Genomic DNA, 21,997 nt, shown 5'->3' on the forward strand with positions numbered 1-21,997 from the left:
AGCGGCTCAGTGATGAGCACAGCCGGAGCGCGTGAGCGAGAAACGCGTGTCAGCGTTTCGAGGCAGCGCGACGCGACACGCTCTGCGGAACGGACCGCGTCGCGAAGCCGACTGCGCTGAGCAGCGCGGGGAGCGGCTCAGGAGATCGACAGCAGCACGTGGCCCGAGGAGACCGTGGTGCCCGCCTCCGCATTCAGGGAGCGGACGACGCCGTCCTTGTGGGCGGTGAGGGGCTGCTCCATCTTCATGGCCTCGAGGACGACGACGAGGTCGCCGGTGACGACGGTGTCGCCCTCGGCGACGGCGACCTTGACGATGGTGGCCTGCATCGGGGCGGTGACGGAGTCGCCGGTGACGGTGCTGACGGAGGCGGAGCCGCGGCGCTTGGGGGCGGCGGCAGCGGGACCGCGGGACGGGCCGGAGCCGACGAGGTCGCTGGGCAGGGTGACCTCGACGCGGCGGCCGTCGACCTCGACCACGACACTCTGGCGGGCGGCCGGTCCGTCGATCGCGCCGGGCTCGCCGCTCCACGCCTCGATGGTGTTGTCGAATTCGGTCTCGATCCAGCGGGTGTAGATCGAGAACGGCTCGTCGCCGGCGGGGGCGAAGGCCGGGTCCTCGACGATCGCGCGGTGGAACGGCAGCACGGTGGGCAGGCCGGTGACCTCGAACTCGGCGAGGGCGCGGCGCGAGCGCTCGAGCGCCTCGGCGCGGGTCGCGCCGGTGACGATCAGCTTGGCCAGCAGCGAGTCGAACGAGCCGGAGATCACGTCGCCGGCGACGACGCCGGAGTCGACGCGGACGCCAGGTCCGCCGGGCGCCTTGAAGACGTGCACCGGGCCGGGGGCGGGCAGGAAGCCGCGGCCGGCGTCCTCGCCGTTGATGCGGAACTCGAAGGAGTGGCCGCGGGGCTGCGGGTCGTCGTAGTCGAGCAGGCCGCCCTCGGCGAGGCGGAACTGCTCGCGGACGAGGTCGATGCCGGTGACCTCCTCGGAGACGGGGTGCTCGACCTGCAGGCGGGTGTTCACCTCGAGGAAGGAGACGGTGCCGTCCTTGCCGATCAGGAACTCGCAGGTGCCGGCGCCGACGTAGCCGACCTCGCGCAGGATCGCCTTCGAGGCGCGGTAGAGCTCGGTGTTCTGCTCGTCGGTGAGGAACGGCGCGGGCGCCTCCTCGACCAGCTTCTGGTGCCGGCGCTGCAGCGAGCAGTCGCGGGTGGAGACGACGACGACGTTCCCGTCGGCGTCGGCGAGGCACTGGGTCTCGACGTGCCGGGGCTGGTCGAGGTACTTCTCGACGAAGCACTCGCCGCGGCCGAAGGCGGCGATCGCCTCGCGGGTGGCGGAGGCGAACATCTCCTCGACCTCGTCGCGCTCGCGGGCGACCTTCAGGCCGCGGCCGCCGCCGCCGAAGGCCGCCTTGATGGCGACCGGGAGGCCGTGCTGGTCGACGAACTCGAGCACCTCGGCGGCGCCCGAGACGGGGTTCAGGGTGCCGGGGGCGAGCGGAGCGCCGACCTTCTCGGCGACGTGGCGGGCCGAGACCTTATCGCCGAGGCGCTCGATGGCCTCCGGCGACGGGCCGATCCAGATCAGTCCGGCGTCGATGACGGCGCGGGCGAAGTCGGCGTTCTCGGCGAGGAAGCCGTAGCCGGGGTGCACGGCGTCGGCGCCGGAGCGGCGGGCGACCGAGAGCAGCTTCTCGATGACGAGGTACGTCTCGGCGCTGGTCGTGCCGCCGAGCGCGTACGCCTCGTCGGCGAGGCGGCTGTGCACGGCGTCGCGGTCCTGGTCGGCGTAGACGGCGACGGAGGCGATGCCGCTGTCGCGGGCGGCCCGGACGACGCGGACGGCGATCTCGCCTCGGTTGGCGATGAGCACCTTCGTGATACCTGGCATGGTCCCCAACCCTAGAGGGCGGCCCGCGGATGCCCGGCGCGGCTCACCACAAAGAAGGGCGAGCGCTTCGTCGGTTCCCGACAAGGGCGGCCGGGAACGGGCGGTGTCAGCGGATGCCGGGCGTCAGCGGTTCCAGAGCGACGGCCAGGACACCCCGAGCTCGCGCACGAGCGAGCGCAGCGTCGGCACGGACATCCCGATCACCGTCGACGGGTCGCCCTCGATCGCCGTGATGAAGCCGGCGCCGCGCCCGTCGATCGTGAACGCGCCGGCCACCTCGAGCGGCTCCCCGGTCGCGACGTAGGCGTCGATCTCGTCGTCCTCGATGTCCGCGGCGAAGGTGACGGCGGCGGAGGTGACCGCTCCGGTCTCGGCGACGATCCGCCCGCCGCGGTGGTCGATCAGCCAGTGGCCGGAGTGCAGGCGGCCGGTGCGCCCGCGCTGCGCCCGCCAGCGCTCGCGGGCGCGCTCGGGCTCGTGCGGCTTGCCGTGGACGACGCCGTCGAGCACGAAGGCGGAGTCGCCGCCGAGGACCAGGCCGTCGATCTCCGGCCCGAGGACGGCCGTCGCCTTGGCGCGGGCGAGCAGCGCCACGGTCGCGTCGGCGTCCAACGCGGCTCCGCGCTCCCGCTCGGCCCGGGCGACGGCGGCCGGCTCGTCGACCTCCGAGGGGACGACCACGGGCTCGATCCCGGCGGCGCGCAGCAGTGCCAGTCGGGCGGGGGAGGTGGAGGCGAGGTGGAGGCGCACGAGGGCTCCCTGCGATCGGGCCCACGCTGTGGGATGCTCGACGGATGGCACAGACCCCGCCCCGCGCGTCCGACCGAGCCGCGGGGACCGGCGAGGCACTCGGGACCGAGATCGAGCTCGACATTAGCAACGTCGCCCACGGCGGTGTCTTCGTCGCCCGGCACGAGGGCCGGGTCGTCTTCGTCCCCGATGTGCTGCCCGGCGAGCGGGTCCGCGTGCGGGTCAGCGAGATCCGCCACGACAGCTTCTGGCGCGGTGAGGCGCTCGAGGTGCTCGAGGCGTCGCCGCACCGCGTCGAGCACGTCTGGGCGCAGGCGGGCATCGACCGCCGCCCCGAGGAGCGCGTCGGCGGCGCCGAGTTCGGCCACGCCGCGCTCGAGTACCAGCGCGAGCTCAAGCGCGCCGTGCTGGTCGACTCCTTCTCCCGCTTCGCCCGGCGCGAGGTCGACGTCGTCGTCGCACCGGTCGCGGGCGACGACGAGACCGGCGGCCTCGGCTGGCGCACCCGCAACCGCCTGCACGTGGACGACTCCGGCCGTGTCGGGCCGTACGCCGCGCGCAGTCACCACGTCGTCGACGTCGAGGGCCTGCCGCTCGCGACCGCCGCCTCCTCGGCCGCGGCCCCGCTCGACCAGCGTCTGGCTCCGGGTTCCGTCGTCGACCTCGTCGACGCCGCCGGCTCGGACGGCGCGGCCGTGCTCGTGCACGACCCGTCCGACAAGCGCGCCAGGAGGGACCGGACGGTCGTCTCCGAGTTCGTCGCCGACCGCACCTTCCGCGTCGACCGCTCCGGCTTCTGGCAGGTGCACCGCGGCGCCGCGGCGACCCTCTTCGACGCGGTGCAGGCCGCCGTCGACGCCGGCGTCGCCGACGTCCGGGCCGCGAACCACGACCTCTACGGCGGAGTCGGGCTGCTCGCCGCCGCGCTGGCCGACCACCTCGGTGCCGGCGTCCGCGTCACGAGCGTCGAGAGCGACGCGCGGGCCACGGAGCACGCCCTGGAGAACCTCGCGGACCAGGTCGGTGCCCGCGCGGTGACCGCCCGGGTCGACCGCTACCTCCGCGACGCGCTCGCCCAGGCCGACGCCCGCGAGCGCGGGCGCTGGCGGGCCGCGACGGTCGTCCTCGATCCGCCCCGGGCCGGTGCCGGCCGCGCGGTGACCGACGCGCTGATCGAGCTGGCGCCCGCGCAGCTGGTCTACGTCGCCTGCGATCCGGTGGCGCTCGCCCGCGACGTCGGCGCGCTCTCCGCGGGCGGCTACGAGCTCGAGCGGCTCGACGGCTTCGACCTCTTCCCGCACACCTCGCACGTGGAGGCCGTCGCCCGCCTCGTGCGCCGAGACGCCTGAGCGCGGCGTCGCCAGCATGAGCCCGAGGGAGACCACCGATGACCGCTGAGTCCGCTGCCGCGCCGAGGGTGCGGGTCGCCATCGTGGACGACCACGAGTCCGTCCGCCTGGGTGTCGCCGCCGCCGTCGAGGCCGCGGGGATGCAGGTGGTGGCCGCGGCCGAGACGGTGCGCGCGCTCGAGGAGGTCATCGACGGCTCGGAGATCGAGGTGCTCGTCCTCGACCTCTCCCTGAACGACGGATCGAGCATCACGGCGAACGTCAAGTGGGGTCAGGTGCGCGGCTCGGCCGTCCTGGTCCACAGCATCGCGGACCGCGTGGTCGCCGTTCGCGAGGCGCTCGCGGCGGGCGCCGCCGGAGTGATCCCGAAGTCCTCTCCGATGTCGACCGTGGTCGCCGCGATCCGCACCGTCGCGCGCGGCGAGGTCCTGAACAACCTCGAGTGGGCGTCGGCGATCGACGCGGACGACGACTTCGCCCGCGCGGTGCTCGGGCGCCGCGAGCGCGACGTGCTGCACCTCTACGCCTCCGGCCTGCCGCTCAAGCTCGTCGCCGACCGCCTGCAGATCTCGGTGTCGACGGCCAAGGAGTACCTCGACCGGATCCGCGACAAGTACGTCGAGATCGGGCGGCCGGCCCCGACGAAGGTCGATCTGCTGCGCCGCGCCGTCGAGGACGGCATCCTGCCGGGCATCGATCCGGACGACGGCGATGCCGGGCGCTGAGGTCGTCCCCGCGCGCGCTCCGGCGAACCGCGAGCGCATCGACCGGATCATCAGCACGGTCGTCTCGTTCTTCGGCTTCGGCTTCGCGCTGCAGACCGTGCCGCCCATCCTCGGTCAGCTCCCGGTCCTGCGGCCCGAGGTCGCCTGGCCCGTGCTGGTCGTCGTCTTCGGCGCGCTCGGCGCCTCGGTGGTCACCGCGGTCGCGCGGCGCGGGACGCAGGTCAGCGGCGCCGTCGTCGCCGCGTCGCTCCTGCTCGCGCTGCTCACCTGGCCGCTGACGATCCGCCCTGACGCCGTCCCCCAGGAGACGCCGTGGATCTGGTACCTGCTGACGATCGGCACGGCCTTCTGCACGATCGTCGCGCCGCTGCGGCTGGCGATCGTGTACGCCTCCGTCACCACGATCCTGTTCGGCGTCCTGCGCGTCCTCCCCTCGGGCGGCGGAGCGTCGCCCACCCGTGCCGCCCTCGACGCCGTCTACGTGGGCATCGTCGGCTTCGTCATGCTGGTGCTGATCACCGTGCTCCGGCAGTCGGCGGATCGGGTCGACCGTGCGCAGCGCACCGCGATGGAGCAGTACGAGGGGGCGATGCGCCAGCACGCCGGCGAGGTCGAGCGGGTCGAGGTCGACGCCCTCGTGCACGACAACGTGCTCGCGACCCTGCTCGCCGCGGCGACGGCCGAGTCGGGCGCCGAGCGCGCCCTCGTCTCCTCGATGGCGCGGAAGACGCTCTCCGTGCTGCTCCCGGACGAGGAGTCCGACCTCGACGCAGGAGAGGTGCCGCTGGAGCTGCTCGAGCGGCAGCTGTCTCACGCGGCTTCGACCTTCGTCGCGGAGTTCGGGGTCGTCCTCGACGGCGACGTCGACCCGCGGATGACGACGATGCCGCGGCCGGTCGCGGAGGCCGTCCTCGGCGCGGTCTGGCAGGCCCTGACCAACAGCGTCCAGCACGCCGGCCCGAGCGACGCCGTCCGGCGATCGGTGCGCGGGCAGCTCTCGGCGTGCTCCGTCGAGGTCGTCGTCGAGGACGACGGCCGCGGTTTCCTCCTCGCCGACGTCCCGCGCGAGCGGCTCGGCATCCGGCTCTCGATCCTCGACCGGGTGCACCAGGTGCAGGGCTCGGCGCGCGTCGACACCGTTCCCGGCAAGGGCACCCGGGTCGTCGTCCTCTGGCCCGCCGCGAAGGGCCGATCGTGATCGCCTACCCGCGCCCGCTGCTCTACGCGCTGGGCGGGGGCTTCTCGCTCTACCACGTCGTCCTCGCCTTCTTCTCCTACCGGCTGACACCCGCCACTCCCGCCGATCTGACGGCCGTCGCCGTCTACATCGCCGCCACCGTGATCGCCCTCCTGCCGAGCTCGACCACGCGGATGAACGCGGTGACCGCCTGGGCGATGGCGGGAGTGGCGGTGGGGCTGCCGCTGCTCGTCTCGCCGTCGCTGGACCCCGGTGCCTCCAACGGCTACTCCACCTGGTACATCGCGGCGGTCGGCACGCTCATGACGATCGTCTGCGCCCGTCGGCGCCCCCTGGCGGCGTGGACCGGGATGGCGTTCCTGATCGTGCACACGACGGTCTGGGCGGGTCCCGTCGCTCTGGCGACCCTCGGCGTCGTCGGCGGCATCGCCTGGGTCGGCATCGCGCAGCTCCTGATCATCGAGCTCGGCCGCGCCGGCTCCGAGGCGCGCGTGCTCGAGGCCGCCGAGCGGGCCGCCGCGTCGTGGCGCGCGGCGGAGGAGGCGCACCTCTCCGAGCGGGAGGTGCGGCTGGAGCAGACCCGCACCATCGCCTCCGAGATGCTGCTGCGCATCGCCACCAGCCCGGTGGGCCTCACCGATGAGGAGCGCCGCGAGTGCGCCCTGCTGGAGGCGTCCGTCCGGGACGAGATCCGGGGGAGGCGGCTGCTGGACGACGACGTCCGCCGCCTGGTGCTCGACGCGCGACGTCGGGGCGTCACGGTATCGGTGCTGGACGACGGCGGGCTGGACCGGACCACGGAGGAGGAGAGCCGGCGGGTGCTGCGCGAACTCGCCCGGGCGCTCGGCGGCATCGGCGAGGGGGTCGACCGCGTCGTCGTCCGCACGGCGTCGGCGGACTCGCCGTCGGCGGTGACGGTCGTGGGCCTGCGGACCGCGGGCGACGGCAGCGCGGGCGCCCTCGGCTCGGACGACGCGGGCGACGAGGTGGACGCCTGGGTCGAGATCCGGCGCGACGAGCAGGGCGTCCTCGAGGACTGAACCGAGTCGTCCGTGCCGCCCGGTGCGCTGCGGACCTCCGGTGCGCCGGGCGGCCGAGAAGACGTTGAACCGCAGGAGACGTTAAAAGAGTGCGGCGGGCTGTCCACTCCTCCGAAGAGGGGGCCCAGCCCGCCGTCAAACCCCGAGTGAGGGTGACAACCCGAATGTCACCCTCACTCGCCCCCAAAACACCCGCCTGCTTACCCTGGTCGGCGAGTGATTGGCGATGCCCCCTCCGTGGAGTGAGCACCTAACACGCATAACTATGCCGAGGACTGCCAGGGGCGGGTAGTCGGCACTTTAGGGGACTAATCGGGGTACAAAACCCGCGTACCGCGTCGTTCCGGCCCGAGCAGGCCTCCCGCAGCGCTCAGCCGGAGAACGAGCGCCAGGCTCCGGGAGCCGGCTGCAGCGGTGCCCGGACGGCGGCGGCGCGGTCGCTCCAGCCGCCGCTGGGGACGACCGGCACCTCGGCGACCGGGTGCGACTGCGCGGCGAGCGCGGTCACGACCGCGGTCACGGCGGCGATCTCGCGCGCATCGAGGCCGGGAGTGGTGATGACGACGGTGGGGGCGGAGTCGGCTGCGCTCATCCCGCGACGGTACCGCATGCCGTTCACGGTCCCGCGTGCGGGCCGGTGACTATGCTGACGCCGGACGCCGCCGGAGCGACGCCCCTTCCGTCCGAACAGGAGTGTCACCGCATGCCGTCGTGGTCCCTGAAGCGCGGCCGCGCCTCCGCCCGTCGCGTCGCCGCGGTCCTCCGGTCCTCGCCCGCGGCCTTCGCGACGACGGCGGCGGTCCTGCTCGCCAGCGCGGCGGCCGGCACCCTTGTCGCCCCGGCGAGCGACGAGACCGGCGCCTGGTGGGCGGCCGGCGCCGGCACGATCCTCGGCGGCCGGCCCTGGGCCGCGGTGACCGGCCTGCTGATCGCGTCGGGCCCGCCCGCGCTGCTCCTCGTCGTCCTCCTGCTCCTGCCGCTGCTGATCGCGGCCGAGCGCCGTCTCGGAGCGCGCCGGCTGGTCCTCGCCTTCCTGCTCACCGGGGCGCTCGGAACGACGGTCGGAGCGGCCCTGCAGAGCGTCGGCGCCTCCGTCGGCGAGTGGTGGGCCGGGGACACGGTCGGCGACCACACCTTCGACCCGCTGATCGGCGGCGTCGGCGCGCTGCTGGCCGCGACGGCCTTCATGGGCGGCCTCTGGCGCCGGCGCCTGCGCGTCACCGTCTTCGCGGTGGTCCTGATGTTCGTGCTCTACGCCGGCGACTCCGCCGACGTGTACCGACTCCTCGCGGGCATCGCCGGCCTGGCGATCGGGGCCGTGATGGCGCACGGGGTGAGCGGACTGCGCCCGCAGCGCCCCGTGCCGAGCTCGCACCGGGAGTCGCGCGCCCTGCTCGCCGCGGTGGTCGCGGTCACCGCCCTCGGTCCGCTCGTCGCCGTGCTCTCCGACTCGGGCTACGGGCCGTTCTCGTTCCTCGGCCGGCTGCTGCAGAGCGCGTTCACCGGCGCCGCCGATCTCGAGGACCCCTGCGGCGCCACGGTCCGGCACTGCGCGCACCACGTGCGGCTGAACCTGATCTCGCCCGGGCCGATCCTGCTCACCTTCGTCCCGATGATCCTGCTGCTCGTCGCGGCGTACGGGATGCGCTCCGGGCGCCGTCTCGGTCTGCTGCTCGCGATCGGCGTCAACGCCGCCATCGCGATCCTCGACATCGTCCTTCTGCAGCGCGCGGCGCGGCACCCCGACTTCCAGTACTACGCCGAGTACCTGCTCTGGGTGGCCACCACCGTGGTCGTCCCGGTCGCGGTCATCGTCCTCCTGGCGGTCGGCAGCAGGCACTTCCGGATCCGGGCTCCGCGGGAGTCGGCGCGCCGCTGGTCACTGGTGGTCGGCATCGGCTTCGTCGTCTCGCTCGGCGGCTACCTCGCGCTCTCGGCCTCGACCCGGACCAGCTTCGAGCCGGTGCTCGGGATCGGCCGGCTCCTCCTCGACGGGCTGCTGCGCTTCGTGCCGTCGAGCTTCCTCGGTGGGCACGGCCTGCTGGCGGTGCCGCGGGAGCCGCTCGCCCGCCTCGGCTTCGAGTGGGTCGGGCCGGTCTTCTGGCTCCTCGTCGTCGTCGCGGTGATCGCGCTCCTGCGGGCCACCGACGTGCAGGGCGTGCGCGGCGACGAAGCGGTCTACCGCCGTCTGCTCGTGCGCCACGGCGCCGGCAGCCTCGGCCACCAGGGCACCTGGCAGGGCAACGAGCACTGGATCGCCCCCGACGGCGAGGGCGGCGTCGCCTACCGCGTCGTGGGCGCGGTCGCGATCACGCTGTCCGACCCGGCCTGCGCGCCCGAGCGGCGCGCGGAGGTGGTCGCCGGCTTCGTCGCCTTCTGCGACGAGCGGAGCTGGACGCCGGTCTTCTACAGCGTCCACGACGAGCTGCTGCCGGTCTTCGACGGCCTCGGCTGGTCGCGGATCTCGGTGGGCGAGGAGACGATCATCGAGCTCGGCGGCTTCGAGCTGACCGGGAAGCGCTGGCAGAAGGTGCGCTACCCGCTCACCCGCGCGATCAAGCTCGGCATCGAGCCGGTCTGGACGAGCTGGCCGGAGCTGTCGCTGGGGATGGCCAGCCAGATCGTCGACCTGTCCGAGAAGTGGGTGTCCGAGAAGGCACTGCCGGAGATGGGGTTCACGCTCGGCGGGATCGACGAGGCGCGCGACCCGGACGTCGCGCTGCTGCTCGCCGTCGGCCCGGACGGGGTGCTGCAGGGGATCACCAGCTGGCTGCCCGTGCACCGCGACGGCCGGATAGTCGGCTGGACGCTCGACTTCATGCGCCGCTCGGACGAGGCGATGCCCGGGATCATGGAGTTCCTGATCGCGTCCGCCGCCCTCCGTGCGCAGGAGCAGGGCGCGGAGTTCGTCTCGCTGTCCGGCGCACCGCTCGCGACGGCGCCCGTGCCGGAGGGGGAGCAGCCGCCGGAGCCGACCGCGCTCTCGGGTCTGCTCGAGTTCCTGGCGCGGACCCTGGAGCCGGCCTACGGCTTCACCTCGCTGTTCCGCTTCAAGGCCAAGTTCCACCCGCGCTACGAGGGACTGTGGATGGCCTACCCCGACGCGCTGCAGCTGCCGCGGATCGGCGCGGCGATCGGGCGCGCCTACCTGCCGGACGTCTCCCCGCGCGAGGCGCTCGCCTTCGCCCGGGCGCTGGGAGCGCGCCCGGAGGAGAAGGCACCGCCCGCGGAGAAGCCGGGTGCGGAGAAGCCAGGTGCCGAGAAGCCCGCTGCCGAGAAATCCCGCGGCGACACCCCGGCGCAGGGGCAGCCGACGTCGCCGGCGCCCGAGAAGGCGCCGACGGCCGGCTGACCGGGGCTCAGAGCGGGATGTTGCCGTGCTTCTTGGCCGGCAGGTTCGCGCGCTTGGTCCGCAGCGCGCGCAGCGCCTTGATCACCGACACCCGGGTCGCCGACGGCTCGATGACCCCGTCCAGCTCGCCGCGCTCGGCCGCGAGGAACGGGCTCGCCACGTTGTAGGTGTACTCGTTCGCCAGCCGGGTGCGGACGGCCGCGACGTCCTCGCCGGCCTCCTCGGCCTTGCGGATCTCGTTGCGGTAGAGGATGTTGACGGCGCCCTGGCCGCCCATCACCGCGATCTCGGCCGTCGGCCAGGCGAGGTTGATGTCGGCGCCGAGCTGCTTGGAGCCCATCACGATGTACGCGCCGCCGTAGGCCTTGCGCAGAATGACGGTCACCAGCGGCACGGTCGCCTCCGCGTAGGCGTAGAGCAGCTTCGCGCCGCGGCGGATGACGCCGGTCCACTCCTGGTCGGTGCCGGGCAGGTAGCCGGGGACGTCGACCAGCGTGAGGATCGGCAGCGAGAACGCGTCGCAGAACCGGACGAAGCGCGAGGCCTTCTCGCCGGCCTCGATGTTCAGGGTGCCGGCCATCGCGCTGGGCTGGTTGGCGATGATGCCGACCGAGCGGCCCTCGACCCGGCCGAAGCCGATCACGATGTTCGGCGCGAAGAGCGGCTGCACCTCGAGGAAGTCGCCCTCGTCGACGATGTGCTCGATCACGGCGCGCATGTCGTACGGCTGGTTCGGGCTGTCGGGGATGACGGTGTCGAGGAAGCGGTCGGAGTCCGTGGTCTCGAGGTCGACCTCGTTGTCGAACACCGGCGCGGGCGAGAGGTTGTTGTCGGGGAGGAAGGAGAGCAGGGTGCGCGCGTAGTCGAGCGCGTCGTTCTCGTCGCTGGCGAGGTAGTGCGAGACGCCCGAGATCTTGTTGTGGGTGAGCGCGCCGCCGAGCTCCTCCATGCCGACGTCCTCGCCGGTGACGGTCTTGATCACGTCAGGGCCGGTGACGAACATCTGGCTGGTCTTGTCGACCATGATCACGAAGTCGGTGAGGGCGGGGGAGTACACCGCGCCGCCGGCCGCCGGGCCGCAGATGATCGAGATCTGCGGGATGACGCCGCTCGCCGCGGTGTTGCGGCGGAAGATCTCGCCGTACTTGCCCAGGGCGACGACGCCCTCCTGGATCCGCGCTCCGCCGGAGTCGAGGATGCCGATGATCGGGACGCCGGTCTTCAGCGCCAGATCCATCACCTTGATGATCTTCTCGCCGGCCACCTCGCCGAGCGAGCCGCCGAAGATCGTGAAGTCCTGCGAGTAGACGGCGACCTGGCGGCCGTGGATGGTGCCGGTGCCGGTCACGACGGCGTCGCCGTAGGGCCGCTTCTTCTCCATGCCGAACGCGTGGGTGCGGTGGCGGACGAACTCGTCGAGCTCGACGAACGAGCCGGGGTCGAGGAGGGTGTCGATCCGCTCGCGGGCGGTCATCTTGCCCTTGGCGTGCTGCTTCTCGATCGCGGCCTCACCGCTGGCGGTGACCGCCTCGTGGTAGCGGGCCTTCAGGTCCGCGATCTTCCCCGCGGTCGTGAAGAGATCGGGCGCGGGACGTTCGATGTTCGCGGTCACTCGCCCACCTTATCGGCGCGGATGGACCCCTCCGTTGTCGCACCCGCACAGGGAGCGGCGGGTCCGATGGGAGGGTCCGCACAAGCCACGGCGCCGGCGACCGGCTCCGGGGCTTCTCGCGGGGCCCGCCGGTAGCGTGGCCGCATGCAGCTCCCGCTCTCCCTCTCCGTGTCGCCGCAGGTCCTCTGGCTCGAGAGCGCGGGCTCGACCAACGACGAGCTCCGCGAGCGCGCGACGGCCGAGCCCGCGGCCTGGCCGCACCTCTCCGTCGTGGCGACCGACGACCAGCGCGCGGGCCGCGGACGCCTGGGCCGGGTCTGGCAGGCGCCCGCCGGGCGGACCCTCGCGGCTTCCACGCTGGTGGACGCGGCGGCCCTCCCCGCCGCGGCGGTCGGCTGGCTGCCGCTGCTGGCCGGCGCGGCCCTCGCGCGGGCGCTCGCCCCGCTGGTCGGCGGCGCGGTCGAGGTCAAGTGGCCCAACGACGTGCTGATCGACGGGCGGAAGACGGCGGGCGTCCTCGCCGAGCGCCTCGCCGACGGCCGCGTGATCGTCGGCACCGGGATCAACCTGCTGCTGAGCGAGGAGGAGCTGCCGGTGCCGACCGCGACCTCGCTCGCCCTGGCCGGTGCCGCGACCACCGGCGCCGACGCCGTGCTCGCCGCCTTCCTCACCGAGTTCTCGGCGCTGCTCGCGCCGCTCCTCGCGCTCGGCGACGCCGACGCCGCGGGCACGGCCGCCGTCGTGCGCGCGCACCTCGGCACCCTCGGCCGCTCCGTGAGGGTCGAGCTGCCGGACGGCTCCGTCGAGGAGGGCACCGCGGTCGCGCTCGACGCCGACGGCTCGCTCGTGCTCGAGCAGGACGGCGCCCGGCGCTCGTTCTCCGCGGGCGACGTCACCCACCTGCGCCAGTGAGCGCCGGCGGCCGGGACCGGCTCGCGGAGGGGGACCGGGAGCTCGCCCGGCTCACGCCGCGCGCCCGTCGCGCCGTCGCTCCCGTCGCCGGCTTCCTCCTGCTCACGTGGACCGGCTTCTACTTCGCCGCGCAGTTCGAGCTGGAGCTGCAGCGCTGGATCATCGCCCTCGGCACGGCCGTGCTCGTGCTGCTGCTCTGCGTGCCCGGCATCGCCGGCTGGGCGAGCATCCGCTACCGGATCACGCAGCGCGGGCTGCACGCCCGGCGAGGCGTGCTGTCGGTGCGCCGCGCCGACCTCGACTTCGACCCGCGGATGGCGGTCGGCGTCTCGCGGAGCCTGAGCCAGCGCGTCGCCCGCTGCGGTGACGTGCGGATCACCCGGGACGGCGCCGAGGCGTTCGTGCTGCGCGACGTGGAGGACCCCGAGCTCGTCGCCGAGCTGCTGCGGGACGCGATCGCGGCGGTCCCGATGCCGCTGCCCGACTGGCCCGCGCCCGACCCGCTCTGACCGCCGCGTCCGCGACGGAGCCCTCGCCGCGTCCGCGCCCCTCGCTACCATGGAGCCGCCCCGCGCCCGCGGGCGGAACCAGGAGGATCGTCATGCGCGTCGGTGTGATCGGAGGCGGCCAGCTCGCCCGGATGATGATCCCCGCGGCGGTCGAGCTCGGCCTCGAGATCGCGGTGCTCGCCGAGGCCGAGGGCGCTCCCGCGGGCCTCGCCGCGTCCCGCGTCGGCGACTACCGCGACGAGGAGACGGTGCTCGGATTCGCCCGCACCGTCGACGTCGTCACCTTCGACCACGAGCACGTGCCGCAGGCGATCCTGCGCCGGCTCGTCGCCGAGGGCGTGGCCGTGCACCCCGGCCCGGACGCCCTCCTCTACGCCCAGGACAAGCTGATGATGCGGCAGCGCCTCACCGAGCTCGGCGTCCCCGTGCCCGACTGGGCGGCGGTCTCCTCCGCCGACGAGCTGGCCGCGTTCCTCGACGAGCACGGCGGACGCGGGGTGGTGAAGACCGCGCGCGGCGGCTACGACGGCAAGGGCGTCCGCGTCGTCCGCGGCGCGCACGAGGCCGACGACTGGTTCGCGGCGCTCGCCGAGGACGGCCGAGGCGGAGCGCTGCTCGTCGAGGAGCTGGTCGGCTTCCGCCGCGAGCTCGCGCAGCTCGTGGCCCGGCGCCCCTCGGGCGAGAGCGTCCTCTGGCCGGTGGTGGAGTCGATCCAGCGCGACGGCGTCTGCGCCGAGGTCCTCGCTCCCGCGCCCGCCTCGGCGGGCCGCCTCGCGGACGCCGCCGCCGACATCGCCGAGACGATCGCCGAGAGCCTCGGCGTCACCGGCGTGCTGGCGGTCGAGCTGTTCGAGACGACGGACGACCGCCTGCTCGTCAACGAGCTGGCGATGCGCCCGCACAACAGCGGGCACTGGACGATGGACGGCTCGACCACCTCGCAGTTCGAGCAGCACCTGCGCGCGGTGCTCGACCTGCCGCTCGGCGCGACCGGCTGCCGCGATCCGTGGACCGTGATGGTGAACGTCCTCGGCGGTCCGGTGGGCGAGTCGCTGACCGACCGCTACCCGCTCGTGCTCGCCGCGCACCCTGCGGTCAAGGTGCACAACTACGGCAAGGAGCCGCGTCCGGGACGCAAGGTCGGGCACGTGAACGCCACCGGCGACGAGCTCGAGCTCGTCGTCTACGAGGCGCGTGCCGCGGCGGCCGTTCTCACCGACTGAGACGTACCATGGTGGCCGTGACCCGCCCCACGCCCTCCGCCACCCCCGCCGGTACCGCCCCGTGAGCGCCGACGCGCTCGTCAACGGTCCCTCTCCGCTCGTCGGCGTCGTGATGGGCTCGGACTCCGACTGGTCGGTCATGCAGGCCGCGTCGACGACCCTCTCGGAGTTCGGCGTGGCGCACGAGGTCCGCGTGGTCTCGGCCCACCGCACCCCGCAGGCGATGATCGACTACGGCCGCGGGGCGCGTGCACGGGGTCTGCGCGTCGTGATCGCGGGCGCCGGCGGAGCCGCCCACCTGCCCGGGATGCTGGCCGCGGTCACCTCCCTCCCCGTCGTCGGCGTCCCCGTGCCGCTCGCGCGCCTCGACGGACTCGACTCGCTGCTCTCGATCGTGCAGATGCCGGCCGGCGTCCCCGTCGCCACCGTGTCGATCGGCGGCGCCCGCAACGCGGGGCTGCTCGCGGTGAAGATGCTCGCGATCGGCGACGACGCGCTGTCCGAGCGCCTCGACGCCTTCGCGGCGGACCTGGAGGCGCAGGTCGCCGCCAAGAACGACGCTCTGGTGGCCGGCCTGTGACGGCGATGACGCTGCCGCTGCGGCATCCGGACGTCCGCTCGAGCTCGTTCATGACCCGGCGCGCCTGGTGGCTGCTGATCGGCAACCTGCTCGTTCCCGGCTCCGCGCAGGTGCTCGCGGGCAACCGGCGCCTCGGGCGGCTCGGCCTCGGCTTCACCCTGGCGCTCTGGACGGCGCTGCTGGTCGCCGTCCTCCTCTACTTCGTCTTCCCGACGGGCCTCTACACGCTCGCGACCTTCGATCTGTCGATGCTCGCTCTGCAGGCGGCCCTGGTCGTCTACGGCGTGGTCTGGCTCGTGCTCACCCTGGACACCCTCCGGCTGATCCGGCTGGTGCGGGCGCGGCCGCGGATGCGGGCCGTGCTCGCCTTCGCGACGATCGCGCTGATGGCCGTCTCGGTCGGCTCGACCGCCTACGGCACCTACCTGATCGGGATCACCCGCGGCACGCTGTCCTCGATCTTCGGCGGCGGGGCGATGGAGGCGCCGATCGACGGCCGCTACAACATCATGCTGCTGGGCGGCGACGCCGGCGAGGACCGCGACGGCCTGCGCCCGGACAGCATCTCGGTCGTCAGCATCGACGCGTCGACCGGCGCCGCGACCACGATCGGCGTCTCGCGCGAGTTCGTGAACATCCCGTTCCCCGAGGACAGCCCGATGCACGAGCTGTATCCGGACGGCTACACGACCGACAACTGCGCCGTCGACGTCTGCAAGCTCAACTCGATCTACACCGAGGTCGAGCTGAAGCACCCCGAGCTCTACCCGGATGCGGTCGCGGAGGGCAGCGAGCCCGGCATCGAGGCGACCCGCGACGCGGTCGAGGGCATGCTCGGCATCCCGATCCAGTACTACGCGCTGATCGACATGGAGGGCTTCGCCCAGCTGATCGACTCGCTCGGCGGCATCGACGTCGACTACCAGGGCACCGAGCCCCTGCCGCTCGGCGGGCTCCCCGACTCCGACGGCGTGATGCAGGGCGTGAACCAGTGGATCGACCCCGGTCCCTGGCACTTCAACGGCGAGCAGGCGCTCGCCTACGCCCGCTCGCGCTACACGACGAGCGACTACGACCGGATGGCACGGCAGCGCCAGGTGCAGACCGCGCTGCTCGAGCAGTTCGAGCCGGCCAATGTGCTCTCGAAGTTCCAGGACGTCGCCGCCGCCGGCTCCCAGGTGATCAAGACCGACGTCCCGCAGGGGATGCTCGGCTACTTCGTGCAGCTGGGCCTGAAGACGAAGTCCCAGCCGGTCGGCGTCGTCGAGCTCGTCCCGCCCGCGGTTGACGTCGACGGCGACCCCGACTACGACGTCGTCCGCTCCCTCGTGCACGAGGGCCTCTTCCCGGACGCCACGGCGCAGTAGCGTCGAAAGCCGCCCTGGTAGCGGGCGCGGTCTCGAGACGCCCCTGCGGGGCTACTCGACCAGCATGAGGGCGGCCCCCGCGGGGCAGCTCGATCGACCGAGGTGGCCGATCGCGTTCATGAGGAGGCTGATCGCATACATGCTGATCGAGTAGGCCGCGGAGCGGCCGTATCGAGATCCATCGGCACCAGGAGTCGGGTCTGCAGACCCCGCGTCTCAGAGGTCGGCGTGCAGGGCCCAGACGCGCTCGGCGGAGTCGCGCCAGCTGAAGGCGCGGGAGCGGTCGCGGCCGGCGACCGAGAGGCGCTCGCGGAGGCCGGTGTCGGAGAGCACGCTGCTCATCGCGAGCGCGAGCCGCTCCGGGTAGTGCTTGGCGTCGGCGCGCTCGACGGCGACACCCGCGTCGGCCGCGACCTCGAGCAGCGCCGGGTCGTCCGAGTGCACGACCGGCACGCCGAAGTGCATGGCCTCGAGCACCGGCAAGCCGAATCCCTCGGCGATGCTCGGGTAGACGAACAGGGTGGCCCGGCTGAGCACGAGCGCGAGGTCGGTGTCGCTGAGGACGCCGAGCGCCCGCACCCTCTCCTCGCCGAGGCCCTGCTCGTCCGCGACGGAGGCGATGTCGAGCTCGCCCCAGCCGGTCGGTCCGACGATCAGGAGCGGGAGCTCCGGGGCCGACGCCTCGCCGAACGCCGCGATCAGCGAGACCAGGCCCTTGCGCGGCTCGAGCGTGCCGACGCTGAGGACGTACTCGGCCGGCAGCCCGAGGGCCTCCGCGCGCTCGTCGGCGTCGTCAGGAAGGACGAGCCCGGAGCCGACGGCCCCGCCGATCACGCGGATCCGGTCGCCGAAGTCGAGGACCTGGGAGAGCTGCTGAGCGACCGCGTGCGTCGGGACGACGACGGCATCGGCGAACTTCTGCGCGCGCTTCGCCATCGCGCGGTGCCACTTGGCGCCGTGCGGGGTGAGCGTCTCGGGGTGCGTCCACGGCACCGTATCGTGGATCGTGACGGCGATCTGCTCGCCCTCGCGGCCCTCGTGGCTGCGCAGCGGGGCGAACAGGCTCGGAGCGTGCATCATGCCGCCGCCCGAGGGGATGCCGATGCCGTACTGCCAGGCGCGGGACAGCTCGCGGCGGCCCAGGTGCAGGCGGTGCAGTCGGGCGAGGCCGGGCAGGCGCAGCCGCAGCTCCTCCTCCTTCTCCGGCGGATGCGCGGAGAAGACCGCCTCGACCTCGCAGTCGCGCGGGGCGGTGCGGATCAGCTCGCGGGTGAGCTCTTCGGTGTAGCGGCCGATGCCGCCGGGGACGCGGGCGAGCATCTGGTCGACGACCACCCGCAGCGTGGTCGTCACGGCGTGACCGCCTCGAGCGGAGCGGCGGCCAGCGCGTCCTGCCAGGAGCGCATCGGCTCGAGGCCGGCGTCGGCCCAGGCGTCGTGGCCGAGGACGGAGTAGGCGGGCCGCGGGGCCGGGCGGACGAAGCTGCCGCTGTCGGTCGGCCGGATCCGCTCCGGGTCGAGCCCGGCCTTCTCGAACACGGCGCGCGCGAAGCCGAACCAGGTCGTCTCGCCGGCGTTGGTGCCGTGGTAGATCCCGGCCGGAGCCGCGGCGTCGACGAGGGCGATCAGGCGGTCGGCGAGATCCCCGGTCCAGGTGGGCTGACCGCGCTGGTCGTCGACGACGGTGAGGGTGGGGTGCGCGCCGGCGAGGCGGACCATCGTCTTGGCGAAGTTGCCGCCGTGCGCGCCGTAGAGCCAGGCCGTCCGGACGACGTAGCCCCGTTCGGGGTTCGCGGCGAGCACGAGCTCCTCACCCTCGGCCTTCGTGCGGCCGTACGCCGAGATCGGGCCGCGGGGGTGGGACTCGGCGTAGGGGCTGGTGGCCGAGCCGTCGAAGACGTAGTCGGTCGAGACCTGGACGATCGCGGCGCCGATCTCGGCGGTGGCGATCGCGAGGTTCTGCGCGCCGAGGGCGTTGACGCGGCGGGCCTCCTCCTCGTCGCTCTCCGCGTCGTCGACCCGCGTGTACGCCGCGCAGTTCAGCACCGCGTCGTGGCCGGCGACCGCGGCGCGGACCGCGTCGAGGTCGGTCACGTCGAGGTCGGCGCGGCCGAGCGCCGTGACGGCGCGATCGCCGAGGGAGGAGCGGAGGTCGGTGCCGAGCATGCCGGAGGCGCCCGTGAGGAGGAAGGTCACCCGCTCATCATGCCGGAGGCCTCCGACGTGCGGACCCCCGGCGCACCGGCGACGACGGCCGACCGGGGCGTCGGCGGGCCGCCGAGCGCTCAGTACACTCGTGACCGTGCAGATCAGAGAGCTCGAGATCCCCGACGCCTACGAGGTCACACCGCGGCAGTTCCCCGACGACCGGGGGGTGTTCTACGAGTTCTACCGCTTCGACCGCCTCGCGGAGAAGGTCGGGCACCCGCTGTCGCTGCAGCAGGGCAACACCTCGGTCTCCAAGCGCGGCACCGTCCGCGGCATCCACTTCGCGCAGATCCCGCCGTCGCAGGCCAAGTACGTCTCCTGCTTCTCCGGGGCGGTGCTCGACTACATCATCGACGTGCGCGTCGGCTCGCCGACCTTCGGGCAGTGGGACTCGGTCCTGCTCGACGACGTCGACCGCCGCTCGGTCTATCTCGGCGAGGGCCTCGCCCACGCGTTCGTCGCGCTGACGGAGGGTGCGGTCGTCTCCTACCTCGTCTCCTCGACCTACGACCCGGTCCGCGAGAAGGGCATCGACCCGCTCGACGAGCGGATCGCCCTGCGCTTCCCCGAGGAGGCGGGCGAGCCGCTGCTCTCGCCGAAGGACACCGACGCGCCGACTCTGGCCGAGGCGGAGGCGCAGGGCATCCTGCCGACCTGGGCCGAGGCGAAGGCGCTCTACGCCCAGCTGGACGGAGCGCAGTCGTGAAGGGCATCATCCTCGCCGGCGGCTCCGGCTCGCGGCTCTGGCCGATCACCAAGGGCATCTCGAAGCAGCTGATGCCGATCTACGACAAGCCGATGGTCTACTACCCGCTGTCGACGCTGATGATGGCCGGGATCGACGAGGTCCTGATCATCACCACCCCGGAGTACAACGACCAGTTCCGCGCGCTGCTCGGCGACGGCTCGAGCCTGGGCATGACCCTCTCCTACGCGGTGCAGGAGTCGCCCGACGGGCTCGCGCAGGCGTTCCTGATCGGCGAGGACTTCATCGGCGACGACTCCGTCGCGCTGGTGCTCGGCGACAACATCTTCCACGGCACGGCGCTCGGCACGGCCCTCGCGGCGAACACCGACATCGAGGGCGCGGTGATCTTCGCCTATCAGGTGGCGGATCCGCGGGCCTACGGCGTCGTCGAGTTCGACGACGCGTTCCACGCGCTCTCCATCGAGGAGAAGCCGGCGAAGCCCAAGAGCAACTACGCCGTGCCGGGTCTGTACTTCTACGACAACTCCGTCGTCGGCATCGCCAAGACGATCGAGCCCTCCGCCCGCGGCGAGCTCGAGATCTCGACGGTCAACGAGCGCTACCTCGAGGCCGGCACCCTGAACGTGCAGGTGCTGGACCGCGGCACCGCCTGGCTCGACACCGGGACATTCGACTCGATGATCGAGGCCACGGAGTTCGTCCGGGTGATCGAGCAGCGCCAGGGCTTCAAGATCGGCTGCATCGAGGAGATCGCCTGGCGTCACGGCTGGATCGACGACGCGGCGCTGGCCGACCTCGCCGCCCCGCTGGTGAAGAGCGGCTACGGCGCGTACCTGCAGCGCCTGCTCGAGCTCGGTCGCTGACGCGGCGGGTCTCGATGCGCCGCTGCGCGGCTGCTCGACCAGCATGTGCTTCTTGCTGATCGAGTAGCCCGCGGAGCGGGCGTATCGAGATCCCGGCGTCAGTGGCTGGGCCGCAGGCGCATCAGCGCGACGCGCACGCCGAGGCCGAGGCGGACCGCCAGGCGGACGGGCGCCTGGTACCAGGCGTCGTACTTCTGCGCGAGGTAGAGGTAGGCGCTGCGGTGGTGCACCGCGAGCATCCGCGCCGAGGCCAGTCGCGTCGAGTGCCCGCCCAGATGCGACACGACCGCGTCGGCGAGGTAGACGTTCGACCAGCCGCGCTGCCCGAGCGAGTCGCCGAGCTGCACGTCCTCGAAGTACATGAAGTAGCGCTCGTCGAAGCCGCCGATCTGCTCGAACGCGGTGCGCCGCACCATCACGCAGGCGCCCGACAGCCAGCCGGCCGTCATGCTGCCGTGCTGCATCGTCTCGACCGCGCGCGAGCGGCGGTACCGGCGCGACCAGGGGTTGCCCGGCCAGACGTGCGCGAGCAGCGCGTGGCCGACGCCCGTGCCGAGCGAGGGCAGTGCGCGGGCCGAGGGGTAGATCGTGCCGTCAGAGTCCAGGATGCGCGGGCCGATCGAGCCGATCCCGGGGTCGGCGGTCGCCGCCGCGTAGAGGGCGTCGATCGAGCCGGGGAGGAAGACCGTGTCCGGGTTCGTGACCAGGATCCACTCGATCTCCGGGCCGAGCCGGTCCACCGCGTAGTTGATCGCCCGGCCGTAGCCGAGGTTCTCGCCTGTCTCGTGGAAGAGCACCTCGGGGCGGCGCTCGACGACGCGGCGGACGGAGTCGTCGGTGGTCGCGTTGTCGACGACGACGACGCGCACGTCGTGTGCGGTCGCCTCCGGGATCGACTCCAGGCAGGCGCGGAGGACCTCACCCGAGAAGTGGGTGACGACGACGACCGCGATGGGCAACGTCGAGCGGGCGATGAGAGCCTCCGGGGGAGCGGCGTCGACGGGCGGGGGCACCGTCGGAAGAACTCGACGAGGCTAGCACGGGCCCCGAGCGGGCCTCCGGCGCTCAGCGCGCGGCGGACTCCACCTCGTCGACGACCTCGCCCAGCTCGGGGGCGACGGCCGCGGACGGCGCGCGGAACACGACGAACTTGTAGAGGCAGAAGTTCCAGACCAGGCCGACCATCACGGCGACGGCCTTCGCGACGTTGATCGCGAGGAAGGCCTTCTCGCCCGCGCTGGGAAGGAAGAGGAGCGAGGTGCCGAACCGGGTGTCGAAGAAGACCTCGAAGCCGTAGATGATCAGCGACTGGAGCACGAGCGAGCTGAAGCCGGTGACCAGGAAGAACTGGGCGAAGGTGCGCACGGTCGGCCGGTCGGGGTGCCGGAAGACGAAGAAGTGGTTGAGGAAGTACGAGATCGAGATGCCGACGGTCACCGAGGCGACGTTCGCGACCAGGGTCGGCAGGCCGACCAGCAGCGCGAGCGCGTTGAGGATGAGGAAGTCGAGGGCGGTGTTGAGCGAGCCGGCGACGAGGAATCGCACCTTCTGCGATTCCAGCAGGCGCGCCGCTCTCCCCGCAGACGGACTCGACTGACGCGACACGGTGCTCCTCGGGGTCCTCGCGACCCGGGCGGGAGCGATGAGGGCGAGAGTACGCGGCCGATCTGTACTGGAACCCTCCGTAGGGGGAACTGAACCTG

General features: G+C 73.0%; 20 protein-coding genes. 12 read left to right on the plus strand and 8 right to left on the minus strand.

Going from position 1 to position 21,997, the window contains the following annotated elements:
- Positions 1 to 137: 137 nt before the first annotated feature.
- Both MT355_RS05595 and MT355_RS05600 read right to left on the minus strand, forming a co-directional pair.
- A complete protein-coding gene (locus MT355_RS05595; protein WP_243598833.1) occupies positions 138 to 1,898 on the minus strand; it encodes a biotin carboxylase N-terminal domain-containing protein in 1,761 nt (586 codons plus the stop codon).
- Between the two features lie 123 nt (positions 1,899 to 2,021).
- Positions 2,022 to 2,648, minus strand: coding sequence for a nucleoside triphosphate pyrophosphatase (locus MT355_RS05600; protein ID WP_123445306.1), 627 nt, complete (start codon positions 2,646 to 2,648; stop codon positions 2,022 to 2,024).
- Between the two features lie 44 nt (positions 2,649 to 2,692).
- Here MT355_RS05600 and MT355_RS05605 point away from each other — a divergent pair, with 44 nt between their 5' ends.
- From MT355_RS05605 to MT355_RS05620, 4 genes are read left to right on the plus strand one after another with little or no spacing between them, the layout of a single operon-like run.
- Positions 2,693 to 3,997, plus strand: coding sequence for a class I SAM-dependent RNA methyltransferase (locus MT355_RS05605; RefSeq protein WP_243598834.1), 1,305 nt, complete (start codon positions 2,693 to 2,695; stop codon positions 3,995 to 3,997).
- 38 nt (positions 3,998 to 4,035) lie between these two features.
- Positions 4,036 to 4,722, plus strand: a complete 687-nt coding sequence (locus tag MT355_RS05610; RefSeq protein ID WP_243598835.1) for a response regulator — start codon at positions 4,036 to 4,038, stop codon at positions 4,720 to 4,722.
- Positions 4,709 to 5,920, plus strand: a complete 1,212-nt coding sequence (locus MT355_RS05615) for a sensor histidine kinase (RefSeq protein ID WP_243598836.1) — start codon at positions 4,709 to 4,711, stop codon at positions 5,918 to 5,920. Before MT355_RS05610 ends, MT355_RS05615 begins: the two co-directional genes overlap by 14 nt.
- Positions 5,917 to 6,960, plus strand: coding sequence for a hypothetical protein (locus tag MT355_RS05620; RefSeq protein ID WP_123735215.1), 1,044 nt, complete (start codon positions 5,917 to 5,919; stop codon positions 6,958 to 6,960). The genes MT355_RS05615 and MT355_RS05620 overlap by 4 nt, the downstream gene beginning before the upstream one ends.
- A 370-nt stretch (positions 6,961 to 7,330) precedes the next feature.
- On the opposite strand, the gene MT355_RS05625 is transcribed toward MT355_RS05620, so the two are convergent.
- Positions 7,331 to 7,552, minus strand: a complete 222-nt coding sequence (locus MT355_RS05625; RefSeq protein WP_123445310.1) for an acyl-CoA carboxylase subunit epsilon — start codon at positions 7,550 to 7,552, stop codon at positions 7,331 to 7,333.
- A gap of 111 nt (positions 7,553 to 7,663) precedes the next feature.
- On the opposite strand from MT355_RS05625, the gene MT355_RS05630 reads away from it, so the two are divergent.
- Positions 7,664 to 10,312 carry a DUF2156 domain-containing protein gene (locus tag MT355_RS05630; RefSeq protein WP_243598837.1) on the plus strand — a complete coding sequence of 883 codons (2,649 nt, stop codon included), beginning with the start codon at positions 7,664 to 7,666 and terminating at the stop codon, positions 10,310 to 10,312.
- Positions 10,313 to 10,319: 7 nt separating this feature from the next.
- On the opposite strand, the gene MT355_RS05635 is transcribed toward MT355_RS05630, so the two are convergent.
- Positions 10,320 to 11,924, minus strand: a complete 1,605-nt coding sequence (locus MT355_RS05635; RefSeq protein WP_243582397.1) for an acyl-CoA carboxylase subunit beta — start codon at positions 11,922 to 11,924, stop codon at positions 10,320 to 10,322.
- A gap of 144 nt (positions 11,925 to 12,068) precedes the next feature.
- On the opposite strand from MT355_RS05635, the gene MT355_RS05640 reads away from it, so the two are divergent.
- From MT355_RS05640 to MT355_RS05660, 5 genes are all read left to right on the plus strand, one after another.
- On the plus strand, positions 12,069 to 12,836 hold the full coding sequence (locus tag MT355_RS05640) for a biotin--[acetyl-CoA-carboxylase] ligase (protein ID WP_243598838.1): 768 nt from the start codon (positions 12,069 to 12,071) through the stop codon (positions 12,834 to 12,836).
- On the plus strand, positions 12,833 to 13,345 hold the full coding sequence (locus MT355_RS21535) for a PH domain-containing protein (protein WP_243598839.1): 513 nt from the start codon (positions 12,833 to 12,835) through the stop codon (positions 13,343 to 13,345). The genes MT355_RS05640 and MT355_RS21535 overlap by 4 nt, the downstream gene beginning before the upstream one ends.
- A 92-nt stretch (positions 13,346 to 13,437) precedes the next feature.
- On the plus strand, positions 13,438 to 14,568 hold the full coding sequence (locus tag MT355_RS05650) for a 5-(carboxyamino)imidazole ribonucleotide synthase (RefSeq protein ID WP_279392134.1): 1,131 nt from the start codon (positions 13,438 to 13,440) through the stop codon (positions 14,566 to 14,568).
- Between the two features lie 112 nt (positions 14,569 to 14,680).
- The gene (purE, locus tag MT355_RS05655; RefSeq protein WP_123445392.1) at positions 14,681 to 15,148 is read left to right on the plus strand and encodes a 5-(carboxyamino)imidazole ribonucleotide mutase; all 468 of its coding nucleotides are present in this window, start codon (positions 14,681 to 14,683) and stop codon (positions 15,146 to 15,148) included.
- Positions 15,149 to 15,153: 5 nt separating this feature from the next.
- Complete coding sequence (locus tag MT355_RS05660; protein WP_123735595.1) at positions 15,154 to 16,515, plus strand: LCP family protein; 1,362 nt, start codon at positions 15,154 to 15,156, stop codon at positions 16,513 to 16,515.
- A 216-nt stretch (positions 16,516 to 16,731) separates the two neighbouring features.
- Here MT355_RS05660 and MT355_RS05665 read toward each other — a convergent pair whose 3' ends face one another.
- Together MT355_RS05665 and rfbD are read right to left on the minus strand one after the other, a co-directional pair.
- On the minus strand, positions 16,732 to 17,868 hold the full coding sequence (locus MT355_RS05665; protein ID WP_243598840.1) for a glycosyltransferase family 1 protein: 1,137 nt from the start codon (positions 17,866 to 17,868) through the stop codon (positions 16,732 to 16,734).
- Entirely contained in the window at positions 17,865 to 18,710 is an 846-nt protein-coding gene (gene rfbD, locus MT355_RS05670; protein ID WP_308197305.1) for a dTDP-4-dehydrorhamnose reductase, read from the minus strand. Before rfbD ends, MT355_RS05665 begins: the two co-directional genes overlap by 4 nt.
- 106 nt (positions 18,711 to 18,816) lie before the next feature.
- Here rfbD and MT355_RS05675 point away from each other — a divergent pair, with 106 nt between their 5' ends.
- Positions 18,817 to 19,428, plus strand: coding sequence for a dTDP-4-dehydrorhamnose 3,5-epimerase family protein (locus MT355_RS05675; protein ID WP_243598841.1), 612 nt, complete (start codon positions 18,817 to 18,819; stop codon positions 19,426 to 19,428).
- Positions 19,425 to 20,294: a glucose-1-phosphate thymidylyltransferase RfbA gene (gene rfbA / locus MT355_RS05680; RefSeq protein WP_132435862.1), complete on the plus strand. Its 870-nt coding sequence runs from the start codon at positions 19,425 to 19,427 to the stop codon at positions 20,292 to 20,294. The genes MT355_RS05675 and rfbA overlap by 4 nt, the downstream gene beginning before the upstream one ends.
- Before the next feature lie 98 nt (positions 20,295 to 20,392).
- On the opposite strand, the gene MT355_RS05685 is transcribed toward rfbA, so the two are convergent.
- Positions 20,393 to 21,307 carry a glycosyltransferase family 2 protein gene (locus MT355_RS05685; RefSeq protein ID WP_243598842.1) on the minus strand — a complete coding sequence of 305 codons (915 nt, stop codon included), beginning with the start codon at positions 21,305 to 21,307 and terminating at the stop codon, positions 20,393 to 20,395.
- Positions 21,308 to 21,359: 52 nt separating this feature from the next.
- Positions 21,360 to 21,839: a GtrA family protein gene (locus tag MT355_RS05690; RefSeq protein WP_243582402.1), complete on the minus strand. Its 480-nt coding sequence runs from the start codon at positions 21,837 to 21,839 to the stop codon at positions 21,360 to 21,362.
- Positions 21,840 to 21,997 lie beyond the last annotated feature (158 nt).

The organism is Rathayibacter sp. VKM Ac-2929, assembly GCF_022815495.1.
Classification (GTDB): Bacteria; Actinomycetota; Actinomycetes; order Actinomycetales; family Microbacteriaceae; genus Rathayibacter; species Rathayibacter festucae.

What these genes read in the sequence shown, in the direction of transcription:
- MT355_RS05595 (WP_243598833.1), bottom strand. Translation starts at nt 1,898, where the DNA reads ATGCCAGGTATCACGAAGGTGCTCATCGCCAACCGAGGCGAGATCGCC.
- MT355_RS05630 (WP_243598837.1), top strand. Translation starts at nt 7,664, where the DNA reads ATGCCGTCGTGGTCCCTGAAGCGCGGCCGCGCCTCCGCCCGTCGCGTC.
- MT355_RS05615 (WP_243598836.1), top strand. Translation starts at nt 4,709, where the DNA reads ATGCCGGGCGCTGAGGTCGTCCCCGCGCGCGCTCCGGCGAACCGCGAG.
- purE (WP_123445392.1), top strand. Translation starts at nt 14,681, where the DNA reads ATGGGCTCGGACTCCGACTGGTCGGTCATGCAGGCCGCGTCGACGACC.
- MT355_RS05605 (WP_243598834.1), top strand. Translation starts at nt 2,693, where the DNA reads ATGGCACAGACCCCGCCCCGCGCGTCCGACCGAGCCGCGGGGACCGGC.
- MT355_RS05610 (WP_243598835.1), top strand. Translation starts at nt 4,036, where the DNA reads ATGACCGCTGAGTCCGCTGCCGCGCCGAGGGTGCGGGTCGCCATCGTG.
- MT355_RS05625 (WP_123445310.1), bottom strand. Translation starts at nt 7,552, where the DNA reads ATGAGCGCAGCCGACTCCGCCCCCACCGTCGTCATCACCACTCCCGGC.
- MT355_RS05650 (WP_279392134.1), top strand. Translation starts at nt 13,438, where the DNA reads ATGCGCGTCGGTGTGATCGGAGGCGGCCAGCTCGCCCGGATGATGATC.
- MT355_RS05640 (WP_243598838.1), top strand. Translation starts at nt 12,069, where the DNA reads ATGCAGCTCCCGCTCTCCCTCTCCGTGTCGCCGCAGGTCCTCTGGCTC.
- MT355_RS05660 (WP_123735595.1), top strand. Translation starts at nt 15,154, where the DNA reads ATGACGCTGCCGCTGCGGCATCCGGACGTCCGCTCGAGCTCGTTCATG.